13 protein-coding genes are annotated in these 18,116 nt (G+C 72.2%); 11 read left to right on the plus strand and 2 right to left on the minus strand.

Going from position 1 to position 18,116, the window contains the following annotated elements:
• Nucleotides 1-105: 105 nt before the first annotated feature.
• Both ACZ6NC_RS29810 and ACZ6NC_RS29815 read left to right on the plus strand, forming a co-directional pair.
• Complete coding sequence (locus tag ACZ6NC_RS29810) at nt 106-1,680, plus strand: amino acid permease (protein WP_465736999.1); 1,575 nt, start codon at nt 106-108, stop codon at nt 1,678-1,680.
• Between the two features lie 127 nt (nt 1,681-1,807).
• Nucleotides 1,808-3,214, plus strand: a complete 1,407-nt coding sequence (locus ACZ6NC_RS29815; RefSeq protein ID WP_465736877.1) for a glycosyltransferase 87 family protein — start codon at nt 1,808-1,810, stop codon at nt 3,212-3,214.
• Nucleotides 3,215-3,245: 31 nt separating this feature from the next.
• On the opposite strand, the gene ACZ6NC_RS29820 is transcribed toward ACZ6NC_RS29815, so the two are convergent.
• Nucleotides 3,246-5,018 carry a penicillin-binding transpeptidase domain-containing protein gene (locus ACZ6NC_RS29820; protein ID WP_465736879.1) on the minus strand — a complete coding sequence of 591 codons (1,773 nt, stop codon included), beginning with the start codon at nt 5,016-5,018 and terminating at the stop codon, nt 3,246-3,248.
• A 163-nt stretch (nt 5,019-5,181) separates the two neighbouring features.
• Nucleotides 5,182-7,008 (minus strand): dolichyl-phosphate-mannose--protein mannosyltransferase, encoded by a 1,827-nt coding sequence (locus ACZ6NC_RS29825; protein WP_465736881.1) that lies wholly within the window; start codon nt 7,006-7,008, stop codon nt 5,182-5,184.
• 106 nt (nt 7,009-7,114) lie between these two features.
• Here ACZ6NC_RS29825 and rsmI point away from each other — a divergent pair, with 106 nt between their 5' ends.
• The 9 genes from rsmI (at nt 7,115) to ACZ6NC_RS29870 (ending at nt 18,081) form a co-directional block, all read left to right on the plus strand.
• Nucleotides 7,115-7,972, plus strand: a complete 858-nt coding sequence (gene rsmI / locus ACZ6NC_RS29830; protein ID WP_465736883.1) for a 16S rRNA (cytidine(1402)-2'-O)-methyltransferase — start codon at nt 7,115-7,117, stop codon at nt 7,970-7,972.
• A gap of 235 nt (nt 7,973-8,207) precedes the next feature.
• Complete coding sequence (locus ACZ6NC_RS29835) at nt 8,208-8,645, plus strand: hypothetical protein (protein WP_465736885.1); 438 nt, start codon at nt 8,208-8,210, stop codon at nt 8,643-8,645.
• Between the two features lie 114 nt (nt 8,646-8,759).
• On the plus strand, nt 8,760-10,379 hold the full coding sequence (metG, locus tag ACZ6NC_RS29840; RefSeq protein WP_465736887.1) for a methionine--tRNA ligase: 1,620 nt from the start codon (nt 8,760-8,762) through the stop codon (nt 10,377-10,379).
• Entirely contained in the window at nt 10,379-11,257 is an 879-nt protein-coding gene (locus tag ACZ6NC_RS29845) for a TatD family hydrolase (RefSeq protein WP_465736889.1), read from the plus strand. Before metG ends, ACZ6NC_RS29845 begins: the two co-directional genes overlap by 1 nt.
• A gap of 470 nt (nt 11,258-11,727) precedes the next feature.
• Nucleotides 11,728-12,612 carry a 16S rRNA (adenine(1518)-N(6)/adenine(1519)-N(6))-dimethyltransferase RsmA gene (gene rsmA / locus ACZ6NC_RS29850; protein WP_465736891.1) on the plus strand — a complete coding sequence of 295 codons (885 nt, stop codon included), beginning with the start codon at nt 11,728-11,730 and terminating at the stop codon, nt 12,610-12,612.
• A complete protein-coding gene (locus ACZ6NC_RS29855; RefSeq protein ID WP_465736893.1) occupies nt 12,609-13,538 on the plus strand; it encodes a 4-(cytidine 5'-diphospho)-2-C-methyl-D-erythritol kinase in 930 nt (309 codons plus the stop codon). The genes rsmA and ACZ6NC_RS29855 overlap by 4 nt, the downstream gene beginning before the upstream one ends.
• A gap of 196 nt (nt 13,539-13,734) precedes the next feature.
• A complete protein-coding gene (locus ACZ6NC_RS29860) occupies nt 13,735-15,558 on the plus strand; it encodes an ABC-F family ATP-binding cassette domain-containing protein (protein WP_465736895.1) in 1,824 nt (607 codons plus the stop codon).
• Between the two features lie 275 nt (nt 15,559-15,833).
• Complete coding sequence (locus ACZ6NC_RS29865; protein ID WP_465736897.1) at nt 15,834-16,421, plus strand: hypothetical protein; 588 nt, start codon at nt 15,834-15,836, stop codon at nt 16,419-16,421.
• Between the two features lie 70 nt (nt 16,422-16,491).
• Nucleotides 16,492-18,081: a WXG100 family type VII secretion target gene (locus tag ACZ6NC_RS29870; protein ID WP_465736899.1), complete on the plus strand. Its 1,590-nt coding sequence runs from the start codon at nt 16,492-16,494 to the stop codon at nt 18,079-18,081.
• Nucleotides 18,082-18,116 lie beyond the last annotated feature (35 nt).

Here is an 18,116-nt window from a genome sequence, read left to right on the forward strand (position 1 = left end):
TACAGGCTGATGCGACAATTCGTACAATGCGCGCGGTGCGACTGTTCGTTTGCGACACTGGTGCTTTCGCGGGGTACTGTCCCATGTTTGTTCGGTTGGTCCTTGATGTCACCCCATGGCGTATCGAGTGACCGGCCGCTAGGACACCCTCCCCCGCCTAGAAGGATCGTCGTTTTGGCCAGCAACACCCTCGGCGCGCGCCTGCTGCGGCGCAAGCCCGTCTCCACCCTGATCGCCGAGAGTGAGGGCCACGACGCCCTCCCCGCCGGTGCGCCCGAAGAGGGCGGACGCTCCGGCATCCACCTGCGGCGTTCGATCGGCCTCTGGCAGCTGTCCTCGATCGGCATCGGCGCCACCATCGGCACCGGCATCTTCTTCGTGCTCAGCACCGCGGTGCCGTCGGCCGGCCCGGCCGTGATCCTGTCCTTCGTGATCGCCGCCGTCACCGCCGGCCTCACCGCGCTCTGCTACGCCGAGATGGCGTCCGCGATCCCGGTCTCCGGCTCCTCGTACTCGTACGCCTACGCCACCCTCGGCGAGGGTGTCGCGTTCGCCGTCGGCATCTGCCTGCTGATGGAGTACGGCGTCTCGGCCTCCGCGATCGCGGTCAGTTGGGCCGAGTACCTGAACAAGTTCCTCGACCTGGCCAGCGGCGGCTCCCTGCACATCCCCGAGCACCTCTCCGGCGCCCCCGACGGCACCCACTGGTTCAACCTGCCGGCGCTGCTGCTGGTCGCGATGGTCTGCTTCCTGCTGATCCGCGGCGTCAGCGAGTCCGTCAAGGTCAACGCGGCCATGGTGGCCGTCAAGATCCTCATCCTGGTGCTCTTCGTCGGCGTCGCGCTGACCGGCTTCCACTCCGGCAACCTGACCCCGTTCATGCCGCTCGGCATCGGTGGCGTGCAGGTCGCGGCCTCCAGCATCTTCTTCTCGTTCATCGGCCTGGACGCCGTCTCCACCGCCGGCGAGGAGGTCAAGAACCCGCGCCGCACCCTGCCGCTGGCGATCATCATCTCGCTGGTCGTGGTCACCCTGCTCTACATCCTGGTGGCCCTGGCCGGCATCGGCGCCCAGCCCTGGGAGAAGTTCGACGGCCAGGAGGCCGGCCTCGCCCAGATCCTGCAGGACATCACCGGCCAGAGCTGGCCCGCGATGGTCTTCGCGATCGGCGCGATCCTCTCGATCTTCTCCATCACCCTCGTGGTGATCTACGGCCAGACCCGCATCCTCTACTCGATGGGCCGCGACGGCATGCTGCCCAAGCGCTTCGCCCAGCTCTCGCCGCGCACCGGCACCCCCGTCTGGAACACCATCGTGGTGGGCCTCGGCGTCGGCGCACTGGCCGCGTTCATCCCGCTGGAGAAGCTGGCCGACATCACCAGCCTCGGCACCCTGATCGCGTTCTCGGTGGTCTCCATCGGCGTGATCGTCCTGCGCCGCACCCAGCCCGACCTGCCCCGCGGCTTCAAGGTGCCCGGCTACCCGGTCGTCCCGCTGGTCAGCGTCGGCTTCTGCATCTACCTGATCACCGGCCTGCACGCCGACACCTTCGAGGCCGGCGGGGTCGCCCTCGCGATCGCCCTGGCCGTCTACTTCGGCTACAGCATCAAGCACTCCAAGCTGGAGCGCGCGGAGCAGTCCGAGACTGTCGACGCGCCGGCCGACAGCAAGGTCGGCTGACCATCGCGGCCACCCGACGACGGGGCCGCCGGACGGTGACCACACCCCGGCGGCCCCTTTCGTCCCCGTGGACACCCACATCCCGGACATGGCGACAGGGCGCGGCCCCCACCCATAACCTTCCACCATGGTGAGCACCCGCACGCCCGGCCACTCCCGCCCGCGCGGCCGCTTCACCGGCCGTGGCGCGGCCGTCCCGCCCGCGGCGGCCGGACCGCCGACCGGGCGCGAACGTCTGCGCCGCAGTCTGACCGCCCGGCCGTTCCCCCGCCAGCGTGGTGACGGCACGCCTGCGCCACCCCCCGATCGGCTGAACCCGGCCCGGCTCGCTTCACTGCGCCGCGTCCAGCTGCTCGGCTGCCTGATCGCCGCCGGCTGGGCGGCGGCCTTCCCGCTCGTCTCCGACCTGCCCAACCAACGGCTCTGGGGCACCATCGCGGCCCCCGCGTACGCCCTCGCCGGGCTGCTCTGCCTGACCCTGCCCCGGCGGTTCGCCGCCCGTGCGGCGGCCGGGGTCGCCCTGCTCGGCGCCGTCCTGGTGCCGCTTGCGCTGCTGGCCCTGGAGGGCCGCCACCAGTCCGAGGTGATGGTGGTCGAACGCTCGGCGCACCTGCTGCTCACCACCGGCAGCCCGTACCTGCCGCACCCGGTGGTGGTCACCGACTACAACCCGTACCTGCCGGCCATGACCCTGTTCGGGATGCCGCGCGCCCTGGTGGGCAGCGGCAACCCGGTGGCGCAGGTGGTCGGGGACGCCCGGATCTGGTTCGCGCTGACCTTCCTGGCCTGTCTGCTGGCCAGCTGGCGGCTGCTGCGGCCCTCCCGGGACCGCGCCCCGCTGCTGCCGCTGGCCGTGCTCACCGCCTCGCCGCTGATCGCGCTGGCGCTGGTGGTCGGCGGGGTGGACCTGCCGCTGATCGGGGTCTGCTGTCTGGCCATGGCGCTGGCCGAACGGGACCGCACCATCGGTGCCGGGCTGGTCCTGGCGCTGGCCTGCACGCTGAAGTGGACGGCCTGGCCGGCCCTGCCGGTGGCCGTGCTGCTGCTCTGGCGGCTGTACGGGCGGCGCCCGGCCACCCGGGCCGGGCTGACCGCGCTCGGCGCGGGCCTGGCGGTGATCGTGCCCTCCGCGCTGGCCCGGGCGGACGCGCTGCGCGAGCAGGTGGTGCGGTTCCCGCTGGGGCTGACCGCGATCCAGACGCCGGCCGGCAGCCCGCTGCCCGGCAAGGTGCTGGCCGGGTTCGGGCCGACCGGGCACACCGTGTCGCTGGCGCTGATGACGGTCGGCGGGCTGGGGGTGGCGATCTGGCTGGTGGCCCGGCCGCCGGTCTCCGCGATCGCCGCCGCCGACCTGCTGGCGGCGGGGCTGGCGATCGCGTTCATGCTGGCGCCGGCCGGGCGGTTCGGATACCTGGCGCTGCCGGTGGTGCTGGTGATCTGGCCCCGGCTGGCGGCCCGGCGCTGGAGCGGGCGGCGGCCCGTCCCGGCCAACTGCCTGCTGGCCCGGCCGGAGCCGGCCCTGCCCCGGAGCTGACCGGGGCAGGGCGGCACATCCTCGGCAGGGCTCAGCGGGTGCCGGCCGCCTTGATGACGGAGGCGACGGCCGGGCCGGCAGCGTCGGCGCCGTGGCCGCCGCCCTGGACCTCGGCGGCGATGGCGATGTTGCCGCGGTAGGCGGTGAACCAGCTGTTGGTGGTCTCGACGCCGGTGGCCTCCGCCGAGCCGGTCTTGGCGCCCGCGTTGTCCGAGATCCCGTTCATGACGGCCTTGGCGGTGCCGTCCTTGGCAGTGGCCGCCATCATCGCGCGCAGCTTGCCGGCGACGTCGGGGGAGAGCGGCCGGGTGGCCTTCTGCTGCGGCAGGTCGGCGACCAGGATCGGCTGCTTGAACTCGCCGCTCTGCACGGTGGCGGTGATCGAGGCGATGGCCAGCGGGTTCATCTGGACCTTGCCCTGGCCGATGGACTGCATGGCCTGCTCGTCCTTGTTGTTCCCCGGGTCCGGCACCTTGCCGTCGGAGTTGGTCAGGCCGGTCTTCCAGTCCATCCCGATGCCGAAGACGTCCTTGGCGGTGCTGCCCAGGGTGTTCGGCTTGAGGCTGGCCAGGCCCTGGTTGATGAAGGCGGTGTTGCAGGAGATCATGAAGTCCTGCTGGAGCGTGTTGTTCGGGTAGGCGTCCGGGAAGGAGTTCGGGATCGCCTGCGCGTTGCTGCTCTTCACCGGGCAGGGCACCACGGTGTCCGGGTTGACGCCGGCCTCCAGCAGGGCCGTCGAGGTGACGATCTTCATCGTCGAGCCGGGGGCGAGCTGGCCCTCGAAGGCCCGGTTCTGGCCGTTGGCGGGCGCGTTGGCGAAGGCCAGGACCTGGCCGGTGCTCGGCTCGATGGCCACGATCGAGCCCGACTTGCCGCCGAGGTCGGTCATCGCCTTCTCGGCGGCGGCCTGGATCGCGTTGTCGATGGTCAGCTTGAACGGCTTGGCGGGCTTGGGCTCGACGATGGTGAACAGCTTGTCCTGGGCGCCCTTGCCGGCCGCGTCGGTGATCACCACGCCGCTGCCCGCGTCGCTCTGGTCCTTGGTCGGGTCAGACTGCAGGATCTTGCGGTAGTTCGTCTGCAGGGTGGAGAGCAGCGCCGGCGTGATCGAGCTGCTCTGCAGCGCCTTGCCGTTGCGGTCGACCACGTTGCCCGGCGGGGCGAAGACCGGCTGGGTGGAGATGACCTCGCCCGGGCCCAGGTGCGGGTGGATCACCGTGGGTGCCCAGTGCACGGCCGGGGTGTTGTCGCTCATCTTCACGACACTGAGGAAGCCGTTGTAGTCCCAGACCCGGCTGGTGCCCTCGAACTCGGCCCGGGCCTTGAAGCCCATCAGCACACCGGTCGGGGCCGTCGAGGCGGAGGCCGACGGCGTGTCGGTGCCCGCCGCGGACGGCGTCGCCGAGGCGGAGGCCGCGCCGGTGGCCTTGGCGGCGGGGGAGGGTGCGCCGGTCGACGAGGCGAAGGCGGCGGGGGTCGCCGGGCCGGACGGCGCGAGGGTCAGCCCGCTCGGCTTCACCTGGTCCTTGAAGGCCGTCAGCGCGGTGGTCGCGGCGGCCGGGTCGTCGGTCAGCCCGGCGGCCTTGGCGAGGTCACCGGCGGCCCAGGCCTCCAGGAAGTCCTTGGCACCGGCCGTCGCCTGCTCCGCGCTGGGAGGCTCGGCGACCACCGTGCGGGCCTTCTTGGCCTGTGATCCGTCCGAGTCGCCCGAGCCGCCGACGAGGCTGTACGCCCCGTACCCGCCGCCGGCGAGCACGGCCAGGGACACGCCGGTGATGATGCCGATCTTCGCGCCTCTGCGCATGGTGCTGCTCCCCCAAGGGTCTGGCGACTGGCCGCTTTCGGAGGTGGCCGGATACGCGTTCGGTGCTCAGCCTAGGCAGACGAGCTCCGCGCACCGGCGAAATGCCGGGGTCTTGTGACGGATCTGGTACGTGTCCCGCACCACGTCGGCACGGTTCCCCCGCTCAGATCCAGCTGTTGAACCACATCCGCCTGCGCCAGTCGTCCATCGGAATCGTCTCCCCCGTGAACAGGGGGTAGAAGAAGAGAAAGTTCCACACGATCAGCAGCACCAGCAGACCGGCCGCCGTCGAACCGATGATCCGGCGGTCCCGGGACGCCCCGGGCGGGCCGATCAGGGCGCCGACCAGCATGGTGACGGCGAGCACCAGGAACGGCACGAAGGCCACCGCGTAGAAGAGGAAGATCGTCCGCTGCTGGTAGACGAACCAGGGCAGGTAGCCCGCGGCCAGGCCGCAGAGCACCGCGCCGGCCCGCCAGTCGCGCCGGGCGGCCCAGCGCCAGAGGCAGTACACCAGCGCCACCGCGCCGGTCCACCAGAGCAGCGGGGTGCCGATGCCCAGCACCTCGCGGGCGCAGTCGCTCACGGTGCAGCCGGCCTGGCCCTGCTTGGGTGACTCGTAGAAGAAGGAGACCGGGCGGCCCACCACCAGCCAGCTCCACGGGTTCGACTGGTAGGTGTGCGGGTCGCTCAGGTGGGTGTGGAAGTCGTAGACCGTCGAGTGGTAGTGCCAGAGCGCCCGCAGGCCCTCCGGTATCCACGGGTAGTCGGTGGACCGGCCGACCGCCCAGTCGCGGCCGTAGCCGCCCTTGCCGGGCACGGTGCTGCTGGCGAACCAGCCCCACCAGGAGGTCACGTAGACCACCGCGGAGACCACGACGACCGAGACGAAGGCCGGCACGACGTCCCGCACCAGCGTCCACAGGTACGGGCGGCCCGCCCCCGCCAGGCGGCGCGCGCCCGCGTCCCAGAGCACCGTCAGCACACCGAAGGCGGCCGCCACGTACAGGCCGCTCCACTTGGTCGCGCAGGTCAGGCCGACACAGACACCGGCCGCGATCCGGTACGGGCGCCAGCCCAGGTTCAGTCGCTGGGCGGCCGCCGCGTCCGCGACACCGCCGAGCCGCTCGGCGATCCGGGCCCGGGTGTGGTCGCGGTCCAGCAGCAGGAAGCCGAAGGCGGCGAGGATCCAGAACATCACCACCAGGTCCAGCAGCGCCGAGCGGCTGAGCACGAAGTGCAGGCCGTCCACGGCGAGCAGCAGCCCGGCCACGCAGCCCAGCAGGGTCGAGCGGAACAGCCGGCGGGCGATCCGGGCCACCATCAGGACGGAGAGCGTGCCGAGCAGCGCCACCGCGAACCGCCAGCCGAACGGGTTCATCCCGAACAGCTGCTCGCCCGCGCCGATGATCCACTTGCCGACCGGCGGATGGACCACGTAGCTCGCGTCCGGCCGGTAGGGCACCGGCCCGCCCGCGATGATCTGCTCGTTGGCGCCGTCCGGCCAGTTGATCTCGTAGCCGCCGTGCCAGAGCGCGTAGGCGTCCTTGGCGTAGTACGTCTCGTCGAAGATGATCGCGTGCGGCTCCCCGAGGTTGCCGAACCGGAGGAGCCCGGCGAACAGCGCCACCGCGAGCGGGCCGATCCAGCCCGCCCAGCGGCAGAGCCAGGACCACAGGGCCACCGGCACGGCCACGCCGAGCCGCAGCAGCAGCGGCGAAGGCGCGACCCGGTCCGGCGTCACCCCCGGGCCGTCCGGCATCGGCGGCACCAGCCGCTCGGCCGGCGTGGCCTGCGACGTCGGTGTGTAGCCGTACGGGGACAGACCGTGCAGCCAGGTCGGGCGCGCGGACCGCGGGCGCTCGGGCTCGGGCGCCCGCGGGGCCGGGACGGCGGGGGACGCCTGGTCCGTCAGGACCGGCACGCCGACGCCGCCCTGTGCGGTGCGGTCTGTACCAGTGGGCGTCTCTGCCGCCGTGTCGCCGTTCATCCGCCACATCGTAGGGGCGGTCCCCACACGGGGAACGGCTCCCTCCGAAGCTGCCCGAATCGTCACCAAAAGCACCCGGAGCCTCAATGCTGGAAGGATGGGGCACGTGACAGGAGTACTCGTTCTCGCAGGCACACCCATCGGCGACGTCTCGGACGCCCCGCCCCGACTGCTCACCGAGCTGGCCACCGCGGACGTGATCGCGGCGGAGGACACCCGGCGGCTGCGCCGGCTCACCCAGGCGCTCGGGGTGACCCCGGCCGGGCGGGTCGTCTCCTACTTCGAGGGCAACGAGGTCGGCCGCACCCCCGAACTGGTCGAGGCGCTGCTCGGCGGCGCCCGGGTGCTGCTGGTCACCGACGCCGGGATGCCCTCGGTCTCCGACCCCGGCTACCGGCTGGTCGCCGCCGCCGTCGCCGCCGACGTCAAGGTGACGGCGGTGCCCGGGCCGTCCGCCGTGCTCACCGCGCTGGCGCTCTCCGGCCTGCCGGTGGACCGCTTCACCTTCGAGGGCTTCCTGCCGCGCAAGACCGGAGACCGGGCCCGCCAGCTCGCCACGGTCGCCGCAGAGCCGCGCACCATGGTCTTCTTCGAGGCCCCGCACCGGATCGCCGAGGCGCTGGCCGCGATGGCCGAGGCGTTCGGCGCCGACCGGCCCGCCGCCGTCTGCCGCGAGCTGACCAAGACGTACGAGGAGGTCAAGCGCGGCCCGATCGGCGAGCTGGCGGCCTGGGCGGCCGACGGCGTCAGGGGCGAGATCACCGTGGTGGTCGCGGGCGCCCCGCCCGCTGCCCCGCAGGAGCTGACCCCGGCCGAGCTGGCCCGCCTGGTGGCCGTCCGGGAGGAGGCCGGCGAGCGGCGCAAGGAGGCCATCGCGGCCGTCGCGGCGGAGCTCGCGCTGCCCAAGCGGGACGTGTTCGACGCGGTGGTCGCGGCCAAGAACGCGGCGGTGGTGAAGCCCTGAAACCGGGGGTGCCGCAGGCGGCGGGGGCGCGTACCTTGGAGAGAAGGCCCCGGGTAAACACCCGTTGAGCTGAAGCTTTGCCCGTGGTTTCGGGAGACGACCCACCCTTTCGTATAGGGATTCCCAATCCGCGTCCAAGACTTCACAAGACGGGCATCGGCCGGGGCGATCCGGGCATTTCCTGGTTTGGAAAGACCCAGCCGGGCGAGCGTCCGGCGGGCGCTGGGAGACGGCTATGAGCGAGACGATCGGTAGCCCTCGTGGTGGTAACGCGCTGAGCGACCCCGGCCTGACCGGCCGGCCGCACTCTCCCGTGGAAACCGTCCGGGAGGCCTACTCCTTCGCGTGCCTGAGCTGTGGGTACGGCTGGGAGCAGGCGTACGACATCGAGCACCACGTGGCCCGCGACGGGCGCGTCGTGTTCGAGTACCACGCCAACGGTGTCCGGGTGCCGTCCCCGCTGCTCAAGCCGACCTGCCCGGGGTGCGGCGGCCACACCGTCCGGATCATGAGCGAGGGCCGGGTGGCCTTCACGGACCAGCTCGTGCAGCACGCCCCCGGTTTCTCCGCGCGCGTCGAGCCCGCCGGGGCCCCGGCGGCCGCCCCCGCGGCCGCCGCCCCGGTCCGGCCGCGCGGGCGCCTGGCGCGGCTCTGGTCGCGGCTGACGGGCTGACCGCCCGGCCGGCAGCGGGGCCGCCCGGGAGGTGACGGGGTCGCTGGTGACGGGGCCGCCCGCCGGGGTAACTCGGTCGAGGGCGGCCCCCGCACCCGATTAAGCTTTCCGACCATGGCGGCCACTGCAGAGCACAGCACCACCGGGAGCACGACCCCGGCGTACTACGTTTCCACCCCGATCTACTACGTCAACGATCGCCCGCACCTGGGCCACGCCTACACCACCGTGGCGGGTGACGTGCTGACCCGCTGGCACCGCCAGCGCGGCGAGAAGGTCTGGTACCTGACCGGCACCGACGAGCACGGCCAGAAGATCCTGCGTACCGCCGAGGCCAACGGGGTCAGCCCGCAGGAGTGGTGCGACAAGCTGGTCGAAGAGGCGTGGAAGCCGCTCTGGCAGCACCTCGACATCGCCAACGACGACTTCATCCGCACCACCCAGCAGCGGCACACCGACCGGGTGCAGGAGTTCGTCCAGGACCTGTACGACAAGGGCGAGATCTACAAGGGCGGCTACTCCGGCCCGTACTGCGTCGGCTGCGAGGAGTACAAGCTCCCGGCCGAGCTGCTGGACGGCGCCACCGAGGGCGAGAAGCTCTGCCCGATCCACAAGAAGCCGGTCGAGTGGCTGGAGGAGGAGAACTACTTCTTCCGCCTCTCCGCCTACGGCCCGAAGCTGCTGGAGTTCTACGCCGAGAACCCCGGCTTCATCGCCCCCGAGTCCGCCCGCAACGAGGTGCTCCGCTTCGTCGAGCAGGGCCTGCAGGACCTCTCCATCTCCCGCTCCACCTTCAACTGGGGCGTGCCGCTGCCCTGGGACGAGAAGCACGTCCTGTACGTGTGGGTGGACGCGCTGCAGAACTACATCACCGCCGCCGGCTACGGCGCCGACCCGGAGCGCTTCGCCGAGCTCTGGCCGGCCTCGGTGCACCTCGTCGGCAAGGACATCCTGCGGTTCCACGCGGTGATCTGGCCGGCCATGCTGATGGCCGCCGGTCTGCCGCTGCCCAAGCGGGTCGTCGCCAACGGCTGGCTGATGGTCGGCGGCGAGAAGATGTCCAAGTCCAACCTGACCGGCATCGCCCCGCAGGACCTCACCTCGCACTTCGGCGTGGACGCCTACCGCTACTACTTCCTGCGGGCGATCCCGTTCGGTACCGACGGCTCGTTCTCCTGGGAGGACTTCACCGCCCGGTACACCTCCGAGCTGGCCAACGACTTCGGCAACCTCGCCTCGCGGGTGGCGGCCATGGTCGGCAAGTACTTCGACGGGGTACTGCCGGCCTCGGCCGCGCACGGTGACGCCGAGCAGGCCGTCGCCGACGGCCTGACGAAGGCCGTCGCGACCGCCGACCGGAAGATCGGCGAGGAGCTGGACTTCGCCGGCGGTCTCGCGGCGGTCTTCGAGTTCGTCAAGCAGGTCAACGGCTACCTCACCGAGCAGGAGCCCTGGAAGGTCGCCAAGGACGGCTCCGAGGAGGGCCGGGCCCGCCTCGCGACCATCCTCTACACCGCCGCCGAGGCGCTGCGGGCCACCGCCGTCCTGCTCAACCCGGTCATGCCGGCCAGCGCCGAGAAGCTCTGGGTCTCGCTGGGCGCCGCCGAGGGCCTCGGCGAGCTGTCCGCGCAGACCATCGCCACCGTGGCGGACTGGGGCCGGCTGCCCGTCGGCGCCACCGTCACCAAGGGCGAGATCCTGTTCCCGCGCCTCGAAGAGAAGCCCGCCGCCTGATGGCCAAGAAGGACGACGACCGGTCGACGCCGCCGCCTCTGCCCGCCCCGCTGGCGGTGGCGGTCGCCGACTCGCACACCCACCTGGACATGCAGTCCGGTACCCCCGCCGAGGGCCTGGCACGCGCCGCCTCGGTCGGCGTGACCACCGTCGTCCAGGTGGGCTGCGACGTGCCCGGCTCGCGCTGGGCCGCCGACCTGGCGGCCCAGTTCGAGCAGGTGCACGCGGCCGTCGCCCTGCACCCCAACGAGGCGCCGCGGATCTACCTGGGCGACCCTGACGGCTGGTCGGGGCAGCAGCGCCCGGCCGGCGGGCAGGCGGCGCTGGACGCGGCCCTCGCCGAGATCGACGCGCTCGCCGCGCTGCCGCACGTCCGAGCCGTCGGCGAGACCGGCCTCGACTACTTCCGTACCGGCCCCGAGGGCGTCGAGATCCAGAAGGAGTCGTTCCGCCGCCACATCGAGATGGCCAAGCGGCACGGCAAGGCCCTGGTCATCCACGACCGGGACGCCCACGAGGACGTCATCGCCGTCCTGCTGGAGGAGGGCGCCCCCGAGCGGACCGTCTTCCACTGCTACTCCGGCGACGCCGCGATGGCCAAGACCTGCGCCGAGCACGGCTGGTACCTCTCCTTCGCCGGCCCGGTCACCTTCAAGGCCAACCAGCCCCTGCGGGACGCCCTCGCGGCCACCCCGCTCGACCGCGTCCTGGTCGAGACCGACGCTCCGTTCCTCACCCCGCACCCCTACCGGGGCCGCCCCAACGCCCCGTACCTGATCCCGGTCACCGTCCGCTCGATGGCCGACACCCTGGGGCTGCACGAGGACGAGCTGGCGACGGCCATCGCGGCGAACACGGCACGGGCCTTCGGGTACTGAGCCGGTCGAACAGATATCTGCCGAACAGATATCGGGTCACGCCGAAACGATTCGGCACTCTCACCGGACTTCGATGCTGGCTGGCATGAGTGCGGTGAGGGAGGTGGCGACGACTGCCGAGCCGATCGACTGGAAGCTTCCGCCGTCCCAGGGCTGGACGTACGAGCAGGTCAAGGACATGGACCTGCCGTTCGATTGGGGACTGGTGGACGGAGCCGTCGTGGTCCGGGGATGGCCAAGTGGTGGCACGATCAGGTGCGGGACCAGCTGCTCTTCTCGTTGGCGAGCGCGCGGATCCAGCCTTACGTGGTCAACGTCGAGCGCTGTGTGCTGCTCGACGGAGAAGGGCGTCTACCTGCCCGTCGCCCAGCACGAGGGCGTCCTGCGCGCCGAGCTGCCGTACGCCGTCGAGATCGATCTCAAGCAGGTCGTCGAACTGTGAGCACCCGCCCCGCCCGTATCCTTGCGGGGTGAGCACCACCGACCCCACCTCCGACACGCACCTGCTCGGCGCCTCCGACATCAGGGAGCTTGCGGCCACCCTCGGGGTGAAGCCGACCAAGCAGCGCGGGCAGAACTTCGTCATCGACGGCAACACCGTGCGCCGCATCGTCCGGGCCGCCGAGGTGACGAGCGAGGATGCGGTGGTCGAGGTCGGCCCCGGGCTGGGCTCGCTCACCCTGGCGCTGCTCGACGTCGCCGCGCACGTCACCGCCGTCGAGATCGACCCGCTGCTCGCCCGGCACCTGCCCACCACCGTCGCCGCCCGGCTGCCCGCCCGAGCCGAGGACTTCGACCTGGTGCTCAGCGACGCCATGGAGGTCACCGAGCTGCCCGGGCCGCCGCCGACCGCGCTGGTCGCCAACCTCCCCTACAACGTGGCCGTGCCCGTGCTGCTGCACATGCTGGCGACCTTCCCCAGCATCGAGCGCACCCTGGTGATGGTGCAGAGCGAGGTCGCCGACCGGCTCGCCGCCAAGCCCGGCAACAAGGTCTACGGCGTCCCGTCGGTCAAGGCCAACTGGTACGCCGACGTGAAGCGGGCCGGAGCCATCGGGCGCAACGTGTTCTGGCCCGCGCCGAACGTCGACTCCGGCCTGGTCTCGCTGATCCGCCGCGAGCCCCCCAGGACCACCGCCACCCGCACGGAGGTGTTCGCGGTCGTCGACGCCGCGTTCGCCCAGCGCCGCAAGACCCTGCGCGCCGCCCTGGCAGGCTGGGCCGGCTCCCCGGCCGGGGCCGAGCAGGCGCTCGCCGCCGCCGGGATCGACCACAAGCTGCGCGGCGAGATGCTGACGGTCGAGCAGTTCGCCGCGATCGCCGAGCACAAGCCCGCGAAGTCGGAGTCCGAGTGATCACGGTTCGGGTCCCCGCCAAGGTCAACGTCCAGCTGGGGGTCGGCGGCCTGCGCGCCGACGGCTTCCACGACCTGGCCAACGTCTTCTTCGCCGTCGCCCTCGGCGACGAGGTGACGGCGACGCCCGGCTCACCCGGCGAGGGCGTCACGCTCAACTGCTCCGGGCCGGACGCCGCCGTCGTCCCGCTCGACGACAGCAACCTCGCCGCCCGCGCCGCCCGCCTGCTCGCCACCCACCACGGGCTCGCCGACCCCGCCGTCCACCTGCACATCGCCAAGGCCATCCCGGTGGCCGGCGGCATGGCCGGCGGCAGCGCGGACGGTGCGGCGGCGCTGGTCGCCTGCGACGCGCTGTGGGGCCTCGACACGCCGGCCGAAACCCTGCTGGAGCTCGCCGCCGAGCTCGGCTCCGACGTGCCGTTCGCCCTGGTCGGCGGCGTCGCCCTGGGCCGCGGCCGCGGCGAGATCCTCGACCCGCTGCCCGTCGCCGGCACCTTCCACTGGGTCTTCGCCGTCGCCGACGGCGGCCTCTCCACCCCGGCCGTCTTCCACGAGTGCGACCGCCTCCGCGAAGAGGCCGGCACCGGCTCCAGCGACACCGACGTGCCCACCCCCGACGCCGACCCGGCCCTGCTCGCCGCCCTCGCCGACGGCGACGCCGTCGCCCTGGCCGGCGCGCTCGCCAACGACCTCCAGCCGGCCGCCCTCTCGCTGCGCCCCGCGCTCGCCGCCACCCTGCGTGCCGGCACCGAGGCCGGCGCGATCGGCGCCCTGGTCTCCGGCTCCGGCCCGACCTGCGCCTTCCTCGCCAAGGACGCCGACGCGGCGGCCGCTGTCGCCGAGGCGCTGCGGGCGTCCGGCACCTGCCGCACCGCGCACGCGACGTACGGGCCGGTGCCGGGGGCGGCGGTGCTCGCCGGCTGAAGCCCTCCAATGGTGGCACCGGGGGTGCTACCGGGGGTCGTTCCGGGGGCGGAACCGCTCCGGGGCGGCGGCGCTCGCGGGTGAGGCGCCCGGGAACAGCCGACTAGGCTGGGGAGATCGGGGCCTTCCCCGAAAGGGGTGCACGCCGGGAGACCGGGGCGGCCCCGAGACCGCCGAACCCAGGAGCGCAGCACACGTGGCCGTCAACCTCGCCACCATCGAGTCCGTCACGAAGGTCTACGGCACCCGGGCCCTTCTGGACGGGGTCAGCCTCGGCGTCAGTGAGGGGGACCGGATCGGCGTCGTCGGACGCAACGGGGACGGCAAGACCACCCTGATCCGGATGCTCGCCAAGCTGGAGGAGCCGGACGGCGGCCGGATCACCCACTCCGGCGGACTGCAGCTGGCCGTCCTCACCCAGCACGACTCGCTCGACCCCGAAGCCACCATCCGGCACGAGGTGATCGCCGACCGCGCCGACCACGAGTGGCTCGGCGACGCGCGCATCCGCGACATCATCGAAGGCCTCTTCGGCGGCCTCGACCTGCCCGGCTTCGCCGACGGCCTGGACACCGTCATCGGCCCGCTCTCCGGCGGCGAGCGCCGCCGGATCGCCCTCGCCAAGCTGCTGCTCGGCTCGCCCGACCTGATCGTCCTGGACGAGCCCACCAACCACCTCGACGTCGAGGGCATCGCCTGGCTCGCCAAGCACCTCCAGAACCGCCGCTCCGCCCTCGTCTGCGTCACCCACGACCGCTGGTTCCTCGACCAGGTCTCCACCCGGATGTGGGACGTCCAGCACGGCGCCGTGCACGAGTACGAGGGCGGCTACTCCGACTACGTCTTCGCCCGCGCCGAGCGCACCCGGATCGAGGCCACCGAGGAGCAGAAGCGCCAGAACCTCGCCCGCAAGGAGCTCGCCTGGCTGCGCCGCGGCGCCCCCGCCCGCACCTCCAAGCCGCGCTACCGGATCGAGGCCGCCAACGCCCTGATCGCCGACGTGCCGGACGTGCGGGACAAGAGCGAGCTGATGAAGTTCGCCAACGCCCGGCTCGGCCGGACCGTCTTCGAGCTGGAGAACGTCACCGTCACCGCCGGCCCCAAGCTGCTGCTGGAGGACCTCACCTGGCAGCTCGGCCCCGGCGACCGGATCGGCCTGCTCGGCGTCAACGGCGCCGGGAAGACCTCGCTGCTGCGCGCCATGCGCGACGCGTACGCCTCGGAGGGCGACGTGCAGCCCGCGTCCGGCGTGATCAAGGTCGGCAAGACCGTCCGCCTCGCCTACCTCTCCCAGGAGGTCGCCGAACTGGAGCCGGAGACCAGGGTGCTCCAGGCCGTCGAGCAGGTGCGCTCCCGGGTCGACCTCGGCAAGGGCCGGGAGATGAGCGCCGGTCAGCTCTGCGAGCAGTTCGGCTTCGGCAAGGACAAGCAGTGGACCCCGGTCGGCGACCTCTCCGGTGGTGAGCGGCGCCGGCTGCAGCTGCTCCGGCTGCTGATGGACGAGCCGAACGTCCTCTTCCTCGACGAGCCGACCAACGACCTCGACATCGAGACGCTCAACCAGCTGGAAGACCTCCTCGACGGCTGGCCCGGCTCGATGGTCGTCATCAGCCACGACCGCTTCTTCATCGAGCGGACCACGGACGTGGTGCACGCGCTGCTCGGCGACAAGAAGCTGCGGATGCTGCCCAACGGCGTCGACGAGTACCTGGAGCGGCGCGCCCGGATGGCGGCAGCGGCTGCCGCTGCCGCCGCTGCCGCCACCGGGGCCTCGGCCGCCGAGGCGGCGGCGGCCCCCGGACTGTCGGCCGGGGACGCGCGGGCGGCGAAGAAGGAGATGCAGAAGCTGGAGCGGCAGATCGCCAAGCTGGACGGCAAGGAGTCCAAGCTCCACACCCAACTCGCCGAGCACGCCGCCGACTTCTCCAAGGTCGCCGAGCTGGACACGCAGCTGCGCGCCGTCCGGGAGGAGAAGGAGGAGCTGGAGATGAGCTGGCTGGAGCTGGCCGAGCAGGTCTGAGCCCGAAGCCCGTCCGCCGCACGGCCCGGTGTGCAGAGCGCCGGGCCGTGCGGCATCGTGGGGTGCTGTACGTGTCAAGTTCGTACCGATCGCGCGCAGTCGTGCCATGGGGCCTGCCGGTGCGACGGTGGCGGTGGCTACGATGGTCGAGGCGACCGCCGTCCCCCAGGGCGGACGGCGTGAGCCGGGTACGACTGTACGACCGAGAAGTTGACGGTGTGTTGCGGTGCGGCGGCCTGCGGGCCGCCCCGCACACGGGGGAGAGGTGGATTACGGTGGCAGACGCGCCTGCAGGCGACGGTACGGGGACGGCCAACGGTACGACGGGCGCGGCCAAGCCCGACGAGACGCCGTTCTCGCTCGGTACGGGCCACAGCAGCAGCTTGTTCGGCTTCGGCGCCGTGTTCGGCGCGGCCGACACCATTGTGCGCGCCGTCCAGACGAACGCCAGTGCCTCGGAGCTGGTCTCCGCATTCGGCAGCAAGAACGTCCAGGTCGAGCTGGACACCCTGACGGCGTTCACGAAGAAGATCGAGGCACTGCTCCAGGCGATGGAGGGCTCGGCGGCGGCGCCGTACAACCTCCAGGAACAGCGGCTGAACGCGGACAACTTCGGCAAGAACTTCTCGCAGTCCACCGATCTGACGACGGCCTACCAGCGCGCTCACAACGAGCTCGTGAACATGCACAAGGTCTTCGTCAAGCAGATCGAGGAAATGCAGAAGTCGGTCACGAAGGCGGCGGCCAACTACGCGGGCAACGAGGAGAACACGGTCGCCGCTCAGCAGGCCGTGGCGAAGAACGCGGGCGTCGCGACGCCGGCAGCCGGGCCGAACGGGCCTGGTCCGAAGGTGGGCTTCTGATGTTGGTCCGGGGCGGGACGTTCGGTATGACGGGGAGTGAGTGATGGCAGGCGGAACGAACTTCGAGCCCATGAAGCACGAAGAGCTCAAGGTCATGGTCGACAGCAGCGACCCGGGGAAGGTCCTGGGACGGGGAAGCCAGCTGCAGGCTGCCGGTCGTGTCCTGAAGGACCTCAGCGGGGCCCTCAAGTCGCACATCGACCAGATCGCCTGGGAGGGTCCGGCCGGCGAGGGCTTCAAGGCGTGGGCCAGTAACTTCCACAAGTCGGCGGCGAAGCTCGCCGACTACTCCACGGGTGTCGGCGATGCCATGCACCAGGCGGGCGAGGCACTCAGCACGGCCAAGGTCGCCATGCCCAAGCTGCCGCAGGCCGAGATCGACAAGGTCGCCAAGCACAAGAACCAGAACATCCCGTACATCCCCTCCGACTTCGAGGCCCGGTACGGCGTCGGTTCCACCGTGGACTCCGTCATGAAGCAGGCCAACCCCAACTGGGTGACCGGGGCCGAGGCGGCCGAGGCGGCGAAGAAGGTCCAGCAGGAGCACCAGGAAGCCGTCAACCAGATGGTGAAGCTGGCGCAGGCCTACGACGCGGTCACCACGAAGCTGAACTCGCTCGAGACGCCGGAGGAGCTGAAGCCGCCGGGCGAGGGCGGCGATCGAGACTCCTCGTCGGACCACTCGATCGGTGGTGGCGGCGGTACCGGCTCCGGTGGCACCAGCCGCAGCCCGCACACCGGAGTCGGTGGTGGCGGTGGCGGCAGCTACAGCCCGCCCGTCGGTGGTGGTGGCGGCGGTTCGGTGACGCCGCGTCCGCCTGCGCCGGGCCCGCAGGGTCCGAGCGGACCGGGACACGTCGATCCGATCCCGCCGCGCAACGGTCCGGTGCCGCTGCCGCCGGACCCGGGCGTGCCCACGCCGAGCCCGGCGCCGTCGTACCCGACGGACCGCCCCGGGACCGACCTCAACAGCCTGCCGCCCGCTCCGACCCGGCCCGACCAGACCGGTCCGTTCACGCCGGGCGGCCCCGGCACGCTGCCCCCGAGTGGTCCGGGCGGCGGACCGGGCTACCCGAACGGTCCCGGAGGCAACAACAACTTCCCGGGCCCCGGTCCCGTCCCGTTCGGCGGCGGCGGCACCATCCCGCCCAAGGTCACCGGTCCGGGCCCGAGCAGGACGAGCACCTTCGGCGGTGGCAACCTGCCGGCGAAGAACGGCAACCCGGGCGTCCCGAGCGGTGGAACGGTCTTCGGTCGCGACGGCCAGGCGGGCCGATCCGGTGGTGGCCCGGGCGGCCCGGGCGGTGGCGGCATGCACCCGGGGGCGGGCGGCCACGGCGGCGGCGGCGCCTCGGGCGGCAGCGTGCGCGGCCGCGGGCTGACCTCGACCGGCGGCGGTACGGTCGGCGGCCGCAAGGGGCCGACCGCGGGTGGCGAGTTCACCCCGGGTGGCACGGGTCTGCGCAACCGGGCCGGCGCTGCCGGCCCGGAGGGCGGGTCGCGTTCGGGCCAGAACGGCATGGCGGGTGGCCCCGGCATGACGGGCGGCGGCGCAGGCAAGAGCGAGCGCGAACGCCGTCAGCGGGCCGACTACCTGCACGAGGACGAGGAGACCTGGACCAGCGGTACGCCGCAGAGCAATCCGGGCGTGATTGAGTAGGACTGGAACTGCTGCCCGGCCACTGGGCCCACCCG

It is taken from the genome of Kitasatospora sp. NPDC041988, assembly GCF_055588525.1.

Excerpts from the sequence above, each read along its gene's own strand:
- ACZ6NC_RS29815 (WP_465736877.1), top strand. The coding sequence starts at position 1,808 with ATGGTGAGCACCCGCACGCCCGGCCACTCCCGCCCGCGCGGCCGCTTC.
- ACZ6NC_RS29845 (WP_465736889.1), top strand. The coding sequence starts at position 10,379 with ATGGCCAAGAAGGACGACGACCGGTCGACGCCGCCGCCTCTGCCCGCC.
- ACZ6NC_RS29835 (WP_465736885.1), top strand. The coding sequence starts at position 8,208 with ATGAGCGAGACGATCGGTAGCCCTCGTGGTGGTAACGCGCTGAGCGAC.
- metG (WP_465736887.1), top strand. The coding sequence starts at position 8,760 with ATGGCGGCCACTGCAGAGCACAGCACCACCGGGAGCACGACCCCGGCG.
- ACZ6NC_RS29870 (WP_465736899.1), top strand. The coding sequence starts at position 16,492 with ATGAAGCACGAAGAGCTCAAGGTCATGGTCGACAGCAGCGACCCGGGG.
- ACZ6NC_RS29820 (WP_465736879.1), bottom strand. The coding sequence starts at position 5,018 with ATGCGCAGAGGCGCGAAGATCGGCATCATCACCGGCGTGTCCCTGGCC.
- ACZ6NC_RS29825 (WP_465736881.1), bottom strand. The coding sequence starts at position 7,008 with ATGAACGGCGACACGGCGGCAGAGACGCCCACTGGTACAGACCGCACC.
- ACZ6NC_RS29810 (WP_465736999.1), top strand. The coding sequence starts at position 106 with ATGTCACCCCATGGCGTATCGAGTGACCGGCCGCTAGGACACCCTCCC.